Consider the following 17,621-nt stretch of genomic DNA (forward strand, 5'->3'; position numbering starts at 1 on the left):
GGCGGTTCATGAAGGAGACGACCCGAATGCCAAACGTGTGACCGATCGGAGAAATCGGCGTCAGGAGCCGATGAACTCCTCGGTCTGACCGAAGTTCGGCTGCTCGCGGACTTCGACTGTGGAGCCGAGGCCGTCGGTGTCAAGCACGACGATCTCGTTGGCTCCGGTCTTCCACAGGGGCGCCGGTGCGTAAAGCGTCTCCTGCGGGCCGACCTTCCAGTAGCGACCGAGCAGGAAGCCGTTCAACCAGACCATACCCTTGGCCCCGCCAGGGAACGCGAGCCAGGCATCCGCCGGAGTCTCGACCTCGATCGACGCGCGCGCGACGCCGTCAGCGGCAGGAGCACCGGTGGCGATCGGGGCGTCGAGAGGCAACGCGCGGTGCGACCACCCATGCACGTAGCGACGGTTGTTGATCCGCACCCCGCGCATGATGCCCTTGCCCTCACCGGTGTAGGGCCCGTAGTTGATGCGCCCAAGGCTTTCGACCACAATCGTCAGCTGGGCCTTGCGGGCACCGCCGGGGAGCGTCAGGGAGAGCTGACCGTCGCGCTCGAGCGTGCCGAGGCGCTCATCGTCGATGAACACCGTCGCACGATCGTGCAGCCCGTCGACGTTCACCCTCGCATCAGCAGGGACGTCGATCTGCGCCTGGTAGACGACGATGCCGTCCTCGACACCGAGCTGTTCGAAGGTCTGCGGCATCGCGCTCGTCTCACCGACGACGGGAAGGGTCTCGGCCAGGGCGCGCAGTGAGATCGCTGGATTCAGTGCGACGGTCTGGGCGGGTTGAACCGGCACGGGTGCCGGACGTTCAGGCAGCTCACCATCGTGGAACGGAGCGAACGCAGCGCGCAGCGCCTCGAACTTGTCATTCAGCGCACCTGCCTCGCCGATCGGTGCATCCGAGTCGTAGCTGGTGATGGTCGGCTGGAGTGCAACATCGTAGTTGGCGCCGTTCCAGAGCCCGAAGTTCGTGCCACCGTGTGCCATGTAGATGCTGACGGAGCCGCCGGCCGCAAGCAGCTCATTGACGGTGCCGACCATACTCTCGGCCGATCGCACGTGGTGCTGCTCGCCCCAATGGTCGAACCATCCGCCCCACAGCTCACTGCACATCAGCGCATCGTTCGGCTTGCGCAGCTCCTCGGCCGTCGCAACGCCGGTGCCGAAGGTGAAGGTGGGCAGCGCACCTTCGATCGAGCCGTGCGTGATCATGTCTGTGGTGATGCCATCAGCCGTGGTCAGCAGTTCGACGATTCCCCGCGAGAGCAGCGCATCGCGCTGGTGCTCGATGTATGCGTGATCGCTGCCGAACGAGCCGTACTCGTTCTCGATCTGCACTGCCACGATGGGGCCACCATATGCAGCCTGCAGCGGGACCATCCGCGGGATCAGCTCGTCGTACCAGCGGTCGACGGCTGCGAGGTATTCGGGGTCGCTAGTGCGCAGCGCGCTCACGCGCCCAGTCAGCCAGTGCGGCAGACCGCCGTTCGACCACTCGGCGCAGATGTAGGGGCTGGGGCGGAGGAAGACGTCCAGCCCCACCTCGCCAGCCAAACGGATGAATGCTTCAAGGTCGCGCCAGCCATCGAAACGGGGCTCACCTTCGATCCGCTCGTGAAAGTTCCATGCCACGTAAGTGTCAACAGTGTTTGCGCCCATAGCGGCGAGGCGACGCAGGCGGTCTTCCCACTGGCCTGGGTGGATGCGGAAGTAGTGCATTGCACCGGCGAGGATGCGGTGCGGACGACCATCGCGGATGAGCTGTCCGTCCCGCCACGTGATCGCCGGGTCGACTCCCGGGGAGGGCGAGAATGTGCTGTTCATCAGGGACTCCTGCGTGACTATCTCACTCCAGGGCGTTCCCAAGAGTGAATGGATGCCTGTCCTGCGCGTCCGCGCACGACACATCTGGAGAGCTCTTTCGTCCCGAGAGGCGTCACTGCGCAGTCTGGCATGACAAAAACTGTTTGCGTTCACATTATTGCATCATCTGCGGAATTGAACCTCGCCTTGAAGCCTCGTGATCACTAGCATGGAACGCATGTCTCCCCGCCGGGCTCCCGTTGATCGCGCTCCCAATCAGAACGATGTCGCCCGTGTCGCGGGTGTTTCAGCGCAAACAGTGTCACGCGTCATGTCTGGACAGAGCAACGTACGCCCAGAGACTGCCCGGAAAGTGCTCAACGCGGTGGAAGATCTCGGTTACCGCGTGCACGCCGCCGCCGCGTCACTCGCCTCCGGCCGCACCCGTATTCTCGGAGTCATCGTGCTGAGCACGAACCGCTATTCGACGGCCGCCCTCGGTGTCGGCATCGAGCGTGTGGCCGCTGACAACAACTTCACCGTGACCACGGCATCCGTCTCAGATCACGCCACGATCGAAGACATCCTGGAGGCATTCGATCGTCTTGAGCGACAGGGCGCCGAGGGCATCATCCTTGGCGTGCCGGTGTCGCTTGACCACCCAGGGATGCGAGCGCGAACAGAACGCACACCCTCGACCCGCAACGTGCGCGTCTCCCCCGAGGAAGACGCCGCATTCGCAGTCGACCAGACCGAGGTCGCACGTCTCGCGGTCGAGCATCTGCTTGATCTCGGCCATGAGACCGTCTGGCATGTCTCGGGTGACGAGTACTGGACAGAAAGCGTTCAGCGCCGCGAGACGTGGGAGCGCGTGCTGCGAGAGCATGGCATCGAGCCTCCGCCCGTCATCCCCGCCGACTGGACCAGCGAATCCGGTTACCGCGCCGGCCGCACGATCGCGGCCATCCCCGGGGCCACTGCGGTCTTCGTGAGCAGCGATGAGATGGCGTTCGGCGTCATCCGTGCCCTGCACGAGGCCGGTCGCCGCGTGCCGGAAGATGTCTCAATCGTGAGCGTCGACGACATCGCGCTGGCGGCCTATGCCTCCCCCGCGCTGACGACGGTTCGGCAGCCATTCGAAGAAGTCGGTGCGGCGGCCGCGCGGCGCGTCATCGCGGAAATCGAAGGCACCGAGCCAGAGGGAGTTGTGCCGCGCGTCGAGCCGACGCTGATTCTGCGCTCTTCCACTGCACCTCCGACGCTGCATCAAGACTGAATCTTGACCGCGGTAAGGCGGGAAGAACAGAGCCTGTGGCCCTCACCCCATCGCGGCACCGATAGCCTGGCGTGATGGGAGACGACGACGAAAGAGCCAGAAAGCGGCTCTCACGTCGTCCGAATCGTGGACTCACCGTCGCAGTGCTCGCGTTCACCGGCCTGGTCTCATCGTTCATGTTCACCCTGGTCGTACCGCTCCAGGCAGAGCTGCCGACGCTGCTGAACGCCTCCCGCGAAGACACCACATGGGTCGTCACGATCACGTTGCTTGTCGCTGCGATTGCCACCCCGATATCGGGGCGCCTAGGCGATATGTACGGCAAGCGCCGCGTCATAGTCGTGCTGATGGCGCTGTTGATCATCGGCTCAGTGATCGCAGCGCTTTCCACCTCCATCATCGGCGTGATCATCGGTCGTGCTTTTCAGGGCGCGGTCACCGGCGTCATTCCACTCGGCATTGCGATCATGCGCGACATCTTGCCATCGAACCGCTTGGGAACCGCGGTCGCACTGATGAGCGCGACCATGGGCGTCGGCGGAGCACTTGGAATGCCACTTGCGGCCTACCTCGCGCTCAACGCCGACTGGCATTCTCTGTTCTGGCTCGCCGCTGGGCTTGGCGTCATCGGACTCGTGCTCGTGATCTTGTACGTCCCGGAGGACGTACTGCTCTCCCCGGGCAGGCTCGACGTTCTCGGCGCCATCGGGCTCGCAGTCGGTCTCAGCGGTCTGCTGCTGTATGTGTCGCGCGGGGCGGAGTGGGGGTGGACCTCACCGATCGGCCTGGCACTCATCATCGGCGGCGTCCTCGTGATGCTGCTGTGGGGCTGGTATCAGCTGCGGACGAAGGACCCGCTGCTTGATCTGCGCGTCGCGGCGCGACCCGCAGTGCTGTTTACCAACATCGCTGCGATCGGGATGGGCTTTGCGCTGTTCTCGTCGAACGTGACTTTCCCGCAGATGCTAGAGCTGCCCGTCGAGACTGGCTCCGGCTTCGGACTCGACATGGTCACAGCGGCTTTCATCGTGATGCCAGCTGGCCTCGTCATGATGGTGATCTCACCGCTGTCTGGCTGGTTGGAGCGCACAGTCGGGCCGCGCCCGTTGTTCACCGCCGGCGCCGCCGCGATCGTACTGGCGTACGTCTTCGTGCTGATCTGGTCGACCGAGTGGGTGCACATCCTGATCGCCAACGCGATCATCGGCGTCGGCATCGGCTTCACCTTTGCCGCGATGCCGATGATCATCATGCGCTCGGTGCCCGCCAATGAGACCGGCGCCTCGAACGGGCTCAACGCCCTGTTCCGCTCGGTTGGAACATCCAGCGCCTCAGCCGTCATGGGCGGCGTGCTCGCTTCGATGAGCGTCAAGGTCGACGGGGTATCAATACCGACCCGTGAGGCCTTCGACGTCTGCTTCTGGCTCGCGATCATCGCCGGGGCCGTCGCCCTGGTTCTGTCGCTGTTCATTCCGAAGGCCCCCGCCGTAGAACGCCATCCCTCCCTGCCCTAGCGCCCCTGCCCTCGCGGGTCTAGCGGGTGAAGGGGTCGGGGTCGGTGGGTTGCGGTGGGCGCAGGCGCGCGGGTAGGGGCCACGACAGAATGAACTGCTCGGCAGCATCGCGAGTCATGTCGCCAAAGTCGTCGATCTTCACCACGATGCGCCCTGGAACACCGCCCCGAGCGGGGGTGACCTCGACCATGCGCACGCGCAACGGGCGGGCGGCCTCGCCGTCCAGCATCCACAGGTCTGCCAACCAGGCAAGACCGTGCGCCTCGAGGGCAACTTCGGCATCCAACCACTCAATCGGTTCGGAAACGGCACGGCCGAGCACGTCGACGGCAACCCAGTCATCTCCCGCGGGGTGAATCCAGCCGAGCAGCTCGCCGTCGTCGCGGCGGTGCGGTGTCCAGTCATCCATCCGATGAGCGTAACTTGCCACTGCCGCCCGGCACGGATGCTCCGGTAGCGTTCCCGGTATGAGCGAACCGCGGCCAGACGCCGACTCTCCCGCATCAGACACCGGATTCTTCGGCCATCCTCGCGCCCTCGCGCACCTCTTCGGCGTGGAGATGTGGGAGCGGTTCAGCTTCTACGGCATGCAGGGCATCCTGCTCATCTACCTCTACTATTCCGCCGCTGAAGGCGGTCTCGGGATGCCAGAGACCAGAGACCGTCGCCGCCGGCATCGTCGGCGCCTACGGCGGGGCCGTGTACCTGTCGACGATCCTCGGTGCGTGGATTGCAGATCGGATGCTGGGCGCCGAGCGCGTGCTCTTCGTCAGCGCGTTCGTCATCATGGTCGGGCACATCGCCCTTGCTTTGCTACCCGGATTCGTCGGGGTCGGCGTCGGCCTGGTGCTCGTCGCCATCGGCTCCGGCGGATTGAAGGCGACCGCGACAGCCGTCGTCGGCACCCTCTATTCCGAAGGCGACGTCCGCCGCGACGGCGGATTCTCGCTGTTCTACCTCGGCATCAACCTCGGCGCCTTCCTCGGCCCACTCCTCACCGGGCTCCTGCAGACGTCGCTCGGATTCCACTGGGGCTTCGGCCTCGCAGCAGTCGGTATGGCGGCCGGCCTCATTCAGTACTCGTTCGGGCGCCGCGGGCTTCCGGATTCCGCACGCGAAGTGCCCAACCCGCTGCCACGCGGACGCTACCCGATGGTCGCAATCGTCGCCGCTGTCGCGGTGATCGCCATCGTCGTGCTCGTGCTCGTGGGCGTGATCCAGGCCGACAACCTGGCCCTCATCGTCATCATCATCGCCGTCATCGCGACCGTCGCCTACTTCGCGGTCATCCTCTCCAGTCGCCGCATCACCAGCGAGGAGCGCAGTCGCGTCTGGGGCTTCGTGCCACTGTTCATCACCTCGGTGGCGTTCTGGGCGCTGTACCAGCAGCAATTTACAGTGCTCACCGTCTACTCCGACAAGCGCCTGGACCGGAACCTGTTCGGGTTCGAGATGCCGGTCGTATGGGTGCAGTCGATCAACCCGGTGTTCATCATCGTGCTCTCCGGCGTCTTCGCCTGGCTGTGGACACGGATGGGCGCTCGACAGCCCTCGACGCCGGTGAAGTTCGCGCTCGGGGCGATCATCATGGGCGTGGCGTTCCTGCTGTTCCTGCCGTTCGCAGGCGGGGGCGCGAACTCGACGCCGCTGCTCGCGATTGTCGGCATCCTGTTCGTCTTCACCATCGCCGAGCTGCTGCTCTCGCCGGTCGGCCTGTCAGCGGCGACGAAGCTCGCCCCGCACGCCTTCCGCACCCAGATGGTGGCGCTGTTCTTTCTGTCGGTGTCGCTCGGCACCGCACTGGCGGGGCAGCTCGCGACGTTCTACAACGATGCCGACGAGGTGCCGTACTTCCTCACCCTCGGGCTCATCGCGATCGCGGTCGGCGGCCTGCTGCTCCTCGCAGCCAAGCCGGTGCTGTGCCTGATGAAGGGCGTGCGGTAACTAACTTGCCTCGACAACTGTTCCCGACAGAATGGAGAACATGTCTGCATCCATCACTCGCATGACGCCGAAGCAGTCCCGCGCCTGGCTCGCGCTGATCAGCACGGCTGAACTGCTCCCCGCTGCCTTGGATGCGCAATTGCAGAGCGATGCGCAGCTCACCCATTACGAATTCCTCCTGCTCACCACTCTTCAGCGCAGCGGCGCCATGCGTCTGAGTGATCTTGCGGCAGCCACGAACGCGACGCTCCCGCGCGCATCGAAAGTGGTCAGCCGTCTGCAGCAGCGTGAGCTCGTCGAACGCGAGGACAGCGAACAAGACCGTCGCAGCGTGCTGCTTAAGATCAGCAAGCAGGGTCGCCGCAGGCTCGTGCTCGCGACTCCCGATCACTTCGCCACAGTGCACCGACTGGTGCTCGATCACCTCAGCCCCGAGCAACTCGATCACTTGGCGGACGCACTCGAGCCCGTCGTGCAGGCACTTGATCCACAACGGAAGTTCGGCCCATTCTGAGCACCCGACGTCTCTGAGCACCCGACATCTCTGAGCACCCGACGTCGGGCGCGTCGAAGCACCCGACGCCACCCCGACGTCACCCTTCGTCACGCGAATCGGTCGCAGCACCCGGCACTGGATAGCATCGCAGTCATGAGCACGATCGCCACCACCACCGCCGGAAGCCTGCCTCGCACCGAGGCCCTCATCGCTGCAAATGCCGCGCGTCCGCTCGCCGACGACGGGTTCACCCTCGAATCCCCGCCCGCGTTCGAGCAGCTCGTCGCGGAGGCAGTGACGGATGTCGTCGCACGGCAGCGCGCGGCCGGCATCACACAGCCCGGCGATGGCGAATTCGGCAAGGCGATGTCGAACCCGCTCGACTACGGCGCCTGGTGGGGCTATTCCTTCCAGCGCGTGAGTGGACTGTCCCTCACCGAAAACAACCTGTTCACGCAGCCGACCGCAGTCTCAACACCCGGCAACATCGAGCTCACCAGCTTCGCCGACCGCCGCGACCGTCAGCTCTTCCCCGCTGTGTACAGTGACCGGCGCTCCGGCGCATCCGAGGGACGCCCTGCCACTGAGTTCCCGACCACGACCGCACCCCTCGCCTACACCGGGCAGGATGCTGTCGCCGCCGACATCCGCCACCTGAAGTCCGCGCTGACCGAGGGCGAGCAGGGTTTCCTCACCGCGATTGCGCCCGGTTCGGCTGCCCGCGTGTGGAACGAGCACTACGCCACCCACGACGAGCACCTCTGGGCATGGGCTGAGGTACTGCGCGAGGAGTACAAGGCCATCACCGACGCGGGGCTGATCCTGCAGCTCGATGATCCGTCACTGGCCGAGAACTGGGATCAGATCAACCCCGAGCCCAGCGTCGAGGACTATCTCACGTTCACCGCGAAGAGCGTCGAGGCATTGAACTACGCCATCCAGGGCCTGCCGAAAGAACTCGTCCGCCTGCACCTGTGTTGGGGCTCTTGGCACGGACCGCACGCCACCGACATCGAGCTCTCCAAGATCCTGCCGGTCGTGCTCAAGGCGAACGTCGGCTCGATTTCGTTCGAAGCAGGCAACGTCCGCCATGAGCACGAGTTCGGGGCGTGGGCGGATGCCGCAGTACCCGACGACCTGGTCCTCGTCCCCGGCGTCGTCAGCCACGCGACCAACGTCGTCGAGCACCCTGATCTGGTCGCTCAGCGCATCGAGCGGTACGCGGCGATCGTGGGCCCCGAGCGCGTGATCGCGTCGACCGACTGCGGCCTCGGTGGCCGCGTGCACACCGACATCGCCTGGGCGAAGTTGGAGTCGCTGGGCGAAGGCGCGCGTCGCGTTCGCGTTTGAGGTGCGTCCGGAGTCCGCCCGCGTCTGCGGCGTCCGGTACACCTGCAGGGCCGATGCACACCTGCAGGGCGACCCACCGCCAGATGGCCACGCATCCGTACGATCACCCTGCAAGTGTGCAGACCACCTGCTAGTGGGCGTACTCCATCAACTCGAGCCCGAGTAGCCGGAACGCGTCGTGCACGCGAAGCCGGTGCGCGATGGAGAGGTCATCGAAACAAACGCTCATTGCGTATGCGACCCCAGCGCGGGGGCCGGCGAGCACGCCTGCTTCCGCACGAACACCGCGGTCACGCCCGGTCTTGTTGATGAACAGCAGCCCGTGTGGATCGTACTCGTGCGCGAACGGGTCCAGTCCCGTAGACGCGGCGACCAGGCTCAGGTCGTGATTCAGGCTCAGCCATTCCGAAACCTGTGAGCTGACCGCAGCATCCACAACTTTCGAATTCACCAGGGCTGAGAAGAGTCCGGCAAGCTCGCGTGTCGTGCCAACTGCGACGTGCGGCGCGTCATCCGGACCTCGTTCGTCGCGGAAACGATCAAGCACGGCGGTGCGCCGAAGCCCCAGGGATTCGATTCTGCGGAGCACTCGGTGGTGTCCGACGTGCTGCAGCAGAATGTTCACAGCGACCGGATCCCCGGCACTGGCAGCAAGCACGGCAAGGTCACCGAGGGGCAGCGCCGGCGCCTGCAAATTGCGCCACACTCCCGAGCTTGTGACGGCTTCGGTTGAGGAACGCTCGACGATCTCCAACGCATCCAACGTCCCTGCCTCGAACCCGGCAGCAACTTCGATCAGCAGCGGCACCACACCGAGCCCAGCGATCGGCATCGTCACATGATCGTCACCGGCGAGTACCTCAGCATCGCTGTCGAGGTCAGTGACGTATACAGACACCTCGGCGCCGGTATCAGCCAACTGCTCGAGCGCACGCGTAGTCGCGGTGAATGTCCGTCTGCCGATGGCCGCACGGCGCGGTAGATGTCGGGTGCCGCGTAGAGATCGGCGCAGCATCGCAGGCTCGGGGGGAGTGCCCACGCGTGTTCCTTCCCAGGAAGGTATCTGTCGGGGGGACGCTACTGGGGAGGACGCTCCCCAGCGGCATGGCTATCGTAGCCCCGACCCCGAGCCCACGTCACGCACTATGAAGAACTATCACCAGATCGTCACACGCTGGTCGCTCGGCAGATGCAGTGCATCCGATTCGGTGACGTCGAACGCCGCATAGAAGGCGTCGATGTTGCGGACGATCTGGTTGCAGCGAAACTCGTTCGGCGAGTGCGGGTCGATCGTGAGCAGGCGGATGGTCTCGGCATCTCGGCTTTTCTGCTGCCATACCTGCGCCCAGCTGAGCAACAGCCGCTGCACTCCGGTGAGGCCGTCGATGACCGGAGCCTCAGTGCCGCCGAGTGACAACTCGTATGCCTTCAGCGCGATGCTCAGGCCTCCGAGATCACCGATGTTCTCACCGATAGTGAGTGCACCATTGACGTGGTTCTCGTCCGGCAGCCCGACTGGGACGAGCGCGTCGTACTGCGCGATCAGTGCCTTCGTGCGATCCTCGAACGCGGTGCGGTCAGCATCCGTCCACCAGTCGTCGAGCTTGCCTGATCCGTCATAGCGACTGCCCTGGTCATCGAAACCGTGGCCGACCTCGTGGCCGATCACTGCGCCGATGCCACCGTAGTTGGCGGCCGCATCGCGCGAAGCGTCGAAGAACGGATACTGCAGGATCGCCGCGGGGAAGACGATCTCGTTCATCGACGGGTTGTAGTACGCGTTAACCATCTGCGGAGGCATGTGCCATTCATCGCGATCGATGGGCTTGCCGACCTTGTCGACGTTGCGGTCATGCTCGAATTTGTTCGCACGACGGACGTTGCCGAACAGATCAGCGGGGTCGATGGCCAGAGACGAGTAGTCGCGCCACACCTCGGGGTGTCCGATCTTCGGAGTGAAGGCGTCCAGCTTGGCGAGCGCCCGTTCGCGAGTTTCGGGGCTCATCCACTCCAGCGTCGTGATGCTCTGTCGATACGCCTCAATGAGGTTTGCCACGAGCTCATCCATCGCTGCCTTCGCCGTCGGCGGGTAGTGCCGCTCGACGTAAACCTTGCCGATCGCCTCGCCGAGGGCGCCCTCGGTGGCCGAGACGCCACGCTTCCAGCGCTCGCGGATCGTGGGCACACCGGTGAGCTCTGTGCCGTAGAACGAGAAGTTCTCCTGCACAAACTCATCGGTCAGGTACGGGGCTGCGGCGTGCACAACCTGCGCGCGTAGCCACGCCTTCCAGTCGTCAAGTCGCTCGGCGGTCAGTAGCGTGCCGAGACCCTCGAAGAAGCTCGGCTGTGAGATGACGACTTCACCAAAGGCACTCGGGTTCGACGGGGCGACCGCGTCACGCCAGGCGGTGAGGTCGACGCCGGCGAGTGCCTGGATCTCGTCCCAGGTCTTCAGGTTGTACGTCGCCACAGCGTCACGGCTGCGCACGTTGTCCCAGTGGTGCGAAGCGAGCTCGGTCTCCACGACGATGGCGCGGTCGGCATCGCCGGCGGCATCCTGGACTCCAGCGAGCGCGAGAAGGCGCTCCAGGTGCGCACGGTAGGCAGCGCGGGTGCCTTCGAAGCTATCGAGACGGAAGTAGCTCTCGTCTGGCAGCGAGAGCCCCGACTGCACGAGGACGGGAAGGTAACGCTCTGGGTTGCCGGGGTCTCCGTCGATGTACAGACCGATCAGGTGTGCGCGCCCGTCACGATCGTATGTGCCCGCTGTGCGCAGGAACGCCGGGATGCTGTCGATGGCATCGATCTCGGCAAGTGTCACGGCCAAGGGCTCGATGCCGGCAGCGTTGATGCGTTCGGTGTCCATGAAACTGGCGAACAGGTCGCCGATCTTGCGAGCGAGGGTGCCGCCTTCGGCGTCCTGCGACTCTTCGATGATCGTGCGAACGTCTTTCTCTGCCTGCTCGGCGAGGAGATGGAACGAGCCCCAGCGAGCTTTGTCACCCGGGATCTCAGTCTTCTTGAACCACTCGTTGTTGACGTAGCGATAAAGGTCATCCTGCGGGCGAATGTCGGAGCTGAACTCTTCGGTAGCAAGACCTGCGGGGAGAACATCAGTCATACGCTCCAGCCTATGCCGGGGCTGCGACATCGTCACGCCCGGCGGAACCAGATTCGCCGACGAGCGGGTTCGGTCTGAAGAGGCGCAGGCCGTACGGCCCGTGCCTCCCTGCGCTCTCGCCAGGCCGCAACCTCGGCATCCACATCGCGAGTGCGCGTCACCACCGGCGGTCCGCCCTGCAACTGGCGGCGAGCGGAGATCACGCGGCTGTTGAAGTCGTCCAAGATCTCCCGTACATCGCTCTCCCGAGACAGCCCATCGAGTTGCCCGTCCAGTTCGCGATCTTCGGTGCGCAGCAGGATCGCAGGCGGACCAAGACCCGACAGATTCTCGGTCTCGATCTTGCGACGGATCCACCAGTCAGGGTCATGATGCGTGCCGAGTCCCTCAATCGGCTTGCCAGCACCCGGAAGATCATCGAATTCGCCGCGGCGGATGGCGATCTGGATCGCGCTCTCCACGAACTCGTGCTGGTTCTGCGCGGTGAGCTGCGACGGAGCTGGCTCTTGCTCGGCATCCGGCTCGCCGTTCTGACGTGCCCGATAGCGGGCTGCAATATCTCGAGGATCAGTCATCGTCCACCTCCGGATGCCGGTTCTTCAACCCTACTTCTGCCTCGCTCCACTGTCACCGCCACGCCATAGGCTTCAGGGATGACCGCGCGCCCTGCAACCCTCAATCGGGACATCCTGCGGCTTGCGGTCCCCGCGCTCGGTGCGCTGGTCGCAGAGCCAGCCTTCCTGATGGTGGATGCTGCGCTCGTCGGTCATCTCGGCACCGTGCCGCTTGCAGGACTCGGTATCGCAAGCGCCGTACTCCAGACGATCGTCGGGCTGATGATCTTCCTCGCGTACTCGACGACGCCGGCGGTAGCTCGCCGGTTCGGGGCTGGCGAGCACAAGGACGCCGTCTCCGTCGGCATCGACGGCATGTGGCTGGCTTTGGGACTCGGCGCGATGCTCTCTGTGGTCGGGGCGCTGTCGTCGCGCTGGCTGGTCTCTCTGTTCGGTGCCTCTGAGGAGGTCGCTGCCCAGGCCGACACGTATCTCGTGATCAGCATGTGGGGGCTGCCGGCGATGCTGATCGTGTTCGCGGCCACCGGCCTGCTTCGAGGGATGCAGGACACCGTGACTCCGCTGTGGATCGCCGGCGCAGGTTTCGGGGCGAACGCACTGCTGAACGCCCTGTTCATCTACGGTTTCGGCTGGGGAATCGCAGGCTCGGCCATCGGTACGGTGACAGCGCAGTGGGGCATGGTCGCCGCATATGTTGTGATCGTCGGGCGCCTGGCGCGCCGGCATGCGGCATCCGTTCGTCCGCAGCGCGACGGCGTACGAGGCTCGGCGCGGTCAGGCGGGTGGCTGTTCCTGCGCACGGTGAGCCTGCGCATCGCACTGCTGATCACGGTGGGAATCGCCACCGGAATCGGCACTGAAGAGCTCGCCGGGTGGCAGGTGATCTTCACAATATTCTCGGCCGCAGCATTCGCTCTGGATGCCCTCGCGATCGCAGCCCAGGCTCTCATCGGAAAGGGCCTCGGCGCCGGGGACATACCCGCCGTGAAGCACGTGCTCGCCCGAACGGTCGCATGGGGCGCGTGGTTCGGCGTGATCGTCGGGCTAGTAATCGCGGCGCTGTCGGGGGTGATCGGGCTCGCATTCACCGGGGATCCGGCGCTCGCGGCGCTCATTCAACCTGCGCTGCTCGTGCTCGCCGTGGCGCAGCCCATCGCCGGAATCGTGTTCGTGCTCGACGGCGTACTGATGGGCTCAGGCGACGTGCGCTACCTCGCGCTCGCTGGCGCACTGAATCTCGTGCCTTTCCTACCGGCACTGTGGATCGTCACGCTCGTGGGGGTCGAAGGCACCGCGGGAGTCACCTGGCTCGCCGTCTGCTTCTTCGGCGTCTACATGCTCGCCCGCTTCGCGACACTTGGCTGGCGCGTGAAGACGGGCGGGTGGCTGAGCGCGTCCGTGTAGGCGACTCAGAGGCCATTCGGCATCGATCGCGACTGACGCTGCCGGCCGGTGCGCGAAGATGGTCGTATGACCACAGCTTGGCCTGGTGACAGCGCGACCGTCGTGCGCTGGGTGCGCGCAGTCATCCAGCACGCGGCTCAGGGTACGAGCGAAGTGGAGCTGAAGGGGCTCGATGACATCAAGGTCACCGCAAGTCTCACCGGCAACGATCTCGAGCATCTGACGCTGGATGCCACCAGCATGAAGCTGCGGCTCGGATGGGGCGCCGGGGCGCCCATGCCTCTGCCTCCGCCCGGCGCCGCATCCGAAGCACCTGAACCTGACCCCCTCACCCGGGAATCCGGCATTGTGAAGACGTTCCGCTTCGCGGCTCGACCGATGCGGATCGAAGGAACCCCGCTCCGCATCGACCTGCAGGCCTTCGACTTCCCGATCGCCTGGCTGACCTTCGCTGAACCCACCGAACCCGATTTTCCCGAGAGCATTCACACGCTCATCCCGGACGGCGACTTGAGCGGGCTGCACGGCACCTTCCACGCGACCGTCGCGACGAAGGATCTGGTCCCACTCATCACCTCCGTCGCACGCCCGATGGTGAAGGAGGCGGGCGGGCGCCTCGGTCGCGTGAAGCTCGATCTGACCGACGACGGCGGCGACGGCATCCACGTCACGGCGTATGCCGGACTGCGCTGGAAGTTGCTCATGGCGTCAGCACGCGCCGATGCCCACATCCAGGTGACGCGGGATGCGGTCATCACCGTGCGGGATCTCACGGTCGGGAGCCGCAACCTGTTCGTCAAGGCGGGGTTGCTGTTCGCGCGCAAGCACATCCGCGGGGTCATCGGACAGACGATCGACCTCAACGCGATCATCGCCGAAGACGGCACGCCGACACGCCTCCACGATGTGCGCATCGAGACGGGCCATCAGCTCGCCGTGTCGGCGCGCTTCTCCTGACCTGTATCACTCTGCGCTCCCCGGGTTGTCACCGCGAGACTTCCGATGACGCGACATCCCGCGCCGCCATATCCCGCGTAACCATGCCGTCGGCGTCATCGCTTCGCGCCATCGCGTAGGCCCACGTTGCCAGTGCGAGCAGTGGACCCCAGAGCCAGAAGGGGAAGACCAGGGTCAACTCGAGAATCTGCGCGAGGCTGCCGTCCCCGATGCTCCCATCCGCCACCGACAGCACCATGTCCACGCCACCGGCCGTAAACAAAGCGGCGACGACGGATGCCGGAACGACGACGAGGGAGACCGGCACAGCGCGTCCGCCCAGGCCAGCCATCCATCGCGGAAAGGTCCGACCCCAGGCCATGTCGAGTCCGAGAGTCAGCAGCCCTCCGGCCAGCATCGCCGCACCGAGGCTCAACCCGGTCAGCAGCACCATCGGCTCATCGGCGAGCGCCGCAGCGTCGGGCCCGAGCAACGGCCATGGAGTCAACCAGGTCGCGCGCGCAAAGGCATACGGTACCGCACAGCATGCCGCGATGACGGTGATCGCCGTCCGGTGCCGCAGCACCCAGCTGGCGAAGGATCCGCGGCGTCCGCGTCCGCTGATCGCGGTCCAGACGATCAGGGCTGCGGCGGCGAGCAGGTGGGCTGCCGCGAGCAGGGCTCCCGGAAGGATCTCGCCGAGAGACACGACGATCTCGATGGCCAGTACTGCCCCACGCATGCTCACGATCGCCCACGTCGCGATGCCGGCGAGTGCTGCGACCAGAACCAGCCCCCACCATGGATGCCGACGCACGAACAGCGCCGTCATCGTGACCACTCCGAGCACCACGGCGAGTGCGAAGGTGTAGCCCGCGACGGGGATCATGCCGCCAGGGGCGAGCACGATCATGATGGCGGCGACGATCACTGCTCCTACGCGCAGCGTGGAGGACGGCGCGAGCATGCGCGCCGTGTACCCGAGCACTCCAACCGCGACTCCCGCGAGACCGGCGGCGAGGCCGATCGCCGCGCACACGGCGTCGGGCAGTATTCGGCCCGCCAGCCCCGGGCCCAGCGCTTCGATCCAGGGGACGGAAGCTGGGGCGATCAGACGGAGCCCAGCGACGACTGCCAGCGCCGCCGAGCTGATTACGATGACGAGCGTCAGTATCAAACGGTTTCGTTTAGTCATGGTCTTCACGCTATGAATCCGGCAGGCCCGTCGACATCGCCCGACACGGTGATCTCCCTCACCCGCGCGGGTGAGGTTGCAACGCGAGATGCGGTCAGGCGCCAGGGCGCAGGACGCCCTGCTCGTAGGCCCAGATGACGACGTGAATGCGGTCGGGAAGACACAGTTTCGCGAGAACTGCTTTCACATGCGTTTTGACGGTGTTCTCGGAGAGGAAGAGGCGACGGGCGATGTCGTCATTGGATGCCCCGGTCGCCAGCAGCCGGGCCACATCCTGCTCGCGTGGGCTGAGGATGTCGAGGGCCGCTGCAGCGCTGGCCACCGGAGAGCCCGTCCTCACGAATCCGAGGAGGGACTGCGTCGCGCTCGGCGACATCACCGGTTCACCCGCGGCGACCGCGACGATGGCATTCGCGAGCGCTGCGGGAGCGACGTCCTTCGTCAGGAATCCGCTCGCGCCCTCGCGCACAGCGCCGAACACGTACTCGTCGAGATCGAAGGTGGTCAGCACGAGCACCCTCACTTGCGGACGTTGCCGCAGGACTTCCCTCGTCGCAGCGATGCCGTCTGTTCCCGGCATCCTGATGTCCATAAGGATGACGTCGACGGCGTGCGCGCGCACGAACTCGACCGCCTCGTCACCGGATGCCACTGAAGCGACAACGTCCAGCCGTTCGTCACGCGCGAGCATCGCAGCGACGGGTTCCCGAAACAGCGCCTGATCATCGGCGAGCAGCACGCGGATGCTCATGATTGCAGCTCCTGCCCGGCGACACGTGTGTACGGCAGCTCGATCCGGACGGCCCAGCCCGCTGCATCCATCGACCCCACGGTCAGCGTCCCGCCGGCGCTGCGCACCCGCTCGACCATCCCGATCAGGCCGACGCCGGTGCCAGGGCTGTTCGCGGCAGCCCCGGAACCGCCATCATCGACGACGGTGGTCACGATGCACTGCGTGTCCCACTGCATCCGCACGTCGACGCGCCGGGGAGGCATGGTGTGCCGGATCGCATTGGTGAGCGCCTCGCGCACGGCGTGATGAAGTGCGATCCGCGCGGCAGGATCGAGCGGATGCCGCAGGCCATCTTCGACGAGCGACACATCGGTCTCGACGCTGCGCGCGCTGTGGACGGACTGGGAGATCGCGTCGAGGTCGGGGACGGGCTCACGCGGTGCATCCGCTCCGGTCGCGACGATCCCTCGCATGCCGCGAAGCGCCTCGCGCCCGGTGTCGGCAACAATCGACATCGCTCTGGCACCCTCCTCTGGGTCATCGTGGATGACGGCACGGGCCGCCTCAGCCTGCGCAATCATCACTGTCATCGAGTGGGCGACGACATCGTGCAGGTCACGGTTGATCCGCATCCGCTCCTCGGTGATCGCCTGTTGCACGCGTACTCGAGCACGGTCATCCGCCTGTTCGCGGCGTACCTTCTGCAGAGCTCCGACCGCCCAGGCCGCGGCGACGAGCGCGACAAGCCCGACGAAGGTGCCCCATCGCACCTGCACGTCCAGCGAGGCAGCCGGAGTCAGGGCGATGATGATCGCGCCGAGAACGCCCACGGCGAGCGCGGCGATGCCGAGCCGACGCTCGCGCGTCGCTGTCACCTGCGCGAGGCAGAGGAGATAAGCGAATGACGAGGGGTACACGGCCGCCGGGATGTCGGCACCACCGGGCAGCAGGGCAAGCGCCAGCATGACAGCGCTGGCACCGATGAACGACGCGACGGGGAATCGGATCGCCGCGAGTGAAAGTGCGTGCAGCAGAGCGAACAGCACAGCCAGCGCAACCACGACGGGAGTGGATGCGCGAACGTCTGTCTGCACGACGGCCAGCAAGCTCGTCGGCAGGAGCACGACTGTGAGGCCGGCGGCGAGCATCACGTCGGGTCTGCCGATGGCTCGCCACCCGCCGGGGCTCCTCATCTCACCTGCAGGCACGGCCCCATGCTGTCATAGGCACGGCAGCCGCGGATCACTCGCGTGGGTGAACCTGGCAGG

At 65.6% G+C, this 17,621-nt stretch carries 14 protein-coding genes and 1 pseudogene; 7 read left to right on the forward strand and 8 right to left on the reverse strand.

The features are described 5' to 3' along the window. Window positions 1-60: 60 nt before the first annotated feature. Window positions 61-1,830, reverse strand: a complete 1,770-nt coding sequence (locus AC1C2Q_RS07745; RefSeq protein ID WP_495449618.1) for a glycoside hydrolase family 35 protein — start codon at window positions 1,828-1,830, stop codon at window positions 61-63. A 217-nt stretch (window positions 1,831-2,047) separates the two neighbouring features. Here AC1C2Q_RS07745 and AC1C2Q_RS07750 point away from each other — a divergent pair, with 217 nt between their 5' ends. Next, on the forward strand, window positions 2,048-3,085 hold the full coding sequence (locus tag AC1C2Q_RS07750) for a LacI family DNA-binding transcriptional regulator (RefSeq protein WP_495430513.1): 1,038 nt from the start codon (window positions 2,048-2,050) through the stop codon (window positions 3,083-3,085). A gap of 74 nt (window positions 3,086-3,159) precedes the next feature. Next, a complete protein-coding gene (locus AC1C2Q_RS07755) occupies window positions 3,160-4,599 on the forward strand; it encodes an MFS transporter (protein WP_495449619.1) in 1,440 nt (479 codons plus the stop codon). 19 nt (window positions 4,600-4,618) lie between these two features. On the opposite strand, the gene AC1C2Q_RS07760 is transcribed toward AC1C2Q_RS07755, so the two are convergent. Next, window positions 4,619-5,008 carry a hypothetical protein gene (locus AC1C2Q_RS07760; RefSeq protein ID WP_495449620.1) on the reverse strand — a complete coding sequence of 130 codons (390 nt, stop codon included), beginning with the start codon at window positions 5,006-5,008 and terminating at the stop codon, window positions 4,619-4,621. A 58-nt stretch (window positions 5,009-5,066) separates the two neighbouring features. Between AC1C2Q_RS07760 and AC1C2Q_RS07765 the strand changes: the two are divergent. From AC1C2Q_RS07765 to AC1C2Q_RS07775, 3 genes and pseudogenes are all read left to right on the forward strand, one after another. Next, window positions 5,067-6,543, forward strand: a pseudogene (locus tag AC1C2Q_RS07765) (peptide MFS transporter). 40 nt (window positions 6,544-6,583) lie between these two features. Beyond that, entirely contained in the window at window positions 6,584-7,057 is a 474-nt protein-coding gene (locus AC1C2Q_RS07770; protein WP_495449621.1) for a MarR family winged helix-turn-helix transcriptional regulator, read from the forward strand. A gap of 135 nt (window positions 7,058-7,192) precedes the next feature. After that, window positions 7,193-8,389, forward strand: a complete 1,197-nt coding sequence (locus AC1C2Q_RS07775; RefSeq protein ID WP_495449622.1) for a cobalamin-independent methionine synthase II family protein — start codon at window positions 7,193-7,195, stop codon at window positions 8,387-8,389. 130 nt (window positions 8,390-8,519) lie between these two features. Here AC1C2Q_RS07775 and AC1C2Q_RS07780 read toward each other — a convergent pair whose 3' ends face one another. The 3 genes from AC1C2Q_RS07780 to AC1C2Q_RS07790 all read right to left on the reverse strand — a co-directional run bounded on the left by AC1C2Q_RS07780 (window position 8,520) and on the right by AC1C2Q_RS07790 (window position 12,085). Further along, a complete protein-coding gene (locus tag AC1C2Q_RS07780) occupies window positions 8,520-9,404 on the reverse strand; it encodes a serine hydrolase (RefSeq protein ID WP_495450558.1) in 885 nt (294 codons plus the stop codon). Window positions 9,405-9,545: 141 nt separating this feature from the next. Beyond that, a complete protein-coding gene (locus AC1C2Q_RS07785; RefSeq protein WP_495449623.1) occupies window positions 9,546-11,510 on the reverse strand; it encodes a M13 family metallopeptidase in 1,965 nt (654 codons plus the stop codon). Between the two features lie 32 nt (window positions 11,511-11,542). Further along, a complete protein-coding gene (locus tag AC1C2Q_RS07790) occupies window positions 11,543-12,085 on the reverse strand; it encodes a DnaJ family domain-containing protein (protein ID WP_495430520.1) in 543 nt (180 codons plus the stop codon). A gap of 78 nt (window positions 12,086-12,163) precedes the next feature. Between AC1C2Q_RS07790 and AC1C2Q_RS07795 the strand changes: the two genes are divergently transcribed. Both AC1C2Q_RS07795 and AC1C2Q_RS07800 read left to right on the forward strand, forming a co-directional pair. Then, entirely contained in the window at window positions 12,164-13,489 is a 1,326-nt protein-coding gene (locus AC1C2Q_RS07795) for an MATE family efflux transporter (protein ID WP_495449624.1), read from the forward strand. A 66-nt stretch (window positions 13,490-13,555) separates the two neighbouring features. After that, window positions 13,556-14,446 carry a hypothetical protein gene (locus AC1C2Q_RS07800; protein WP_495449625.1) on the forward strand — a complete coding sequence of 297 codons (891 nt, stop codon included), beginning with the start codon at window positions 13,556-13,558 and terminating at the stop codon, window positions 14,444-14,446. Between the two features lie 28 nt (window positions 14,447-14,474). Here AC1C2Q_RS07800 and AC1C2Q_RS07805 read toward each other — a convergent pair whose 3' ends face one another. From AC1C2Q_RS07805 to AC1C2Q_RS07815, 3 genes are all read right to left on the reverse strand, one after another. Further along, window positions 14,475-15,620 (reverse strand): hypothetical protein, encoded by a 1,146-nt coding sequence (locus AC1C2Q_RS07805; protein WP_495449626.1) that lies wholly within the window; start codon window positions 15,618-15,620, stop codon window positions 14,475-14,477. A 94-nt stretch (window positions 15,621-15,714) separates the two neighbouring features. Further along, window positions 15,715-16,371, reverse strand: coding sequence for a response regulator (locus AC1C2Q_RS07810; RefSeq protein ID WP_495449627.1), 657 nt, complete (start codon window positions 16,369-16,371; stop codon window positions 15,715-15,717). Beyond that, window positions 16,368-17,561 carry a sensor histidine kinase gene (locus AC1C2Q_RS07815; RefSeq protein ID WP_495449628.1) on the reverse strand — a complete coding sequence of 398 codons (1,194 nt, stop codon included), beginning with the start codon at window positions 17,559-17,561 and terminating at the stop codon, window positions 16,368-16,370. The genes AC1C2Q_RS07810 and AC1C2Q_RS07815 overlap by 4 nt, the downstream gene beginning before the upstream one ends. Window positions 17,562-17,621 lie beyond the last annotated feature (60 nt).

Source organism: Microbacterium sp. Y356 (genome assembly GCF_059445355.1).

Excerpts from the sequence above, each read along its gene's own strand:
- AC1C2Q_RS07745 (WP_495449618.1), bottom strand. The coding sequence starts at position 1,830 with ATGAACAGCACATTCTCGCCCTCCCCGGGAGTCGACCCGGCGATCACG.
- AC1C2Q_RS07750 (WP_495430513.1), top strand. The coding sequence starts at position 2,048 with ATGTCTCCCCGCCGGGCTCCCGTTGATCGCGCTCCCAATCAGAACGAT.
- AC1C2Q_RS07755 (WP_495449619.1), top strand. The coding sequence starts at position 3,160 with ATGGGAGACGACGACGAAAGAGCCAGAAAGCGGCTCTCACGTCGTCCG.
- AC1C2Q_RS07760 (WP_495449620.1), bottom strand. The coding sequence starts at position 5,008 with ATGGATGACTGGACACCGCACCGCCGCGACGACGGCGAGCTGCTCGGC.
- AC1C2Q_RS07770 (WP_495449621.1), top strand. The coding sequence starts at position 6,584 with ATGTCTGCATCCATCACTCGCATGACGCCGAAGCAGTCCCGCGCCTGG.
- AC1C2Q_RS07775 (WP_495449622.1), top strand. The coding sequence starts at position 7,193 with ATGAGCACGATCGCCACCACCACCGCCGGAAGCCTGCCTCGCACCGAG.
- AC1C2Q_RS07780 (WP_495450558.1), bottom strand. The coding sequence starts at position 9,404 with ATGCTGCGCCGATCTCTACGCGGCACCCGACATCTACCGCGCCGTGCG.
- AC1C2Q_RS07785 (WP_495449623.1), bottom strand. The coding sequence starts at position 11,510 with ATGACTGATGTTCTCCCCGCAGGTCTTGCTACCGAAGAGTTCAGCTCC.
- AC1C2Q_RS07790 (WP_495430520.1), bottom strand. The coding sequence starts at position 12,085 with ATGACTGATCCTCGAGATATTGCAGCCCGCTATCGGGCACGTCAGAAC.
- AC1C2Q_RS07795 (WP_495449624.1), top strand. The coding sequence starts at position 12,164 with ATGACCGCGCGCCCTGCAACCCTCAATCGGGACATCCTGCGGCTTGCG.
- AC1C2Q_RS07800 (WP_495449625.1), top strand. The coding sequence starts at position 13,556 with ATGACCACAGCTTGGCCTGGTGACAGCGCGACCGTCGTGCGCTGGGTG.
- AC1C2Q_RS07805 (WP_495449626.1), bottom strand. The coding sequence starts at position 15,620 with ATGACTAAACGAAACCGTTTGATACTGACGCTCGTCATCGTAATCAGC.
- AC1C2Q_RS07810 (WP_495449627.1), bottom strand. The coding sequence starts at position 16,371 with ATGAGCATCCGCGTGCTGCTCGCCGATGATCAGGCGCTGTTTCGGGAA.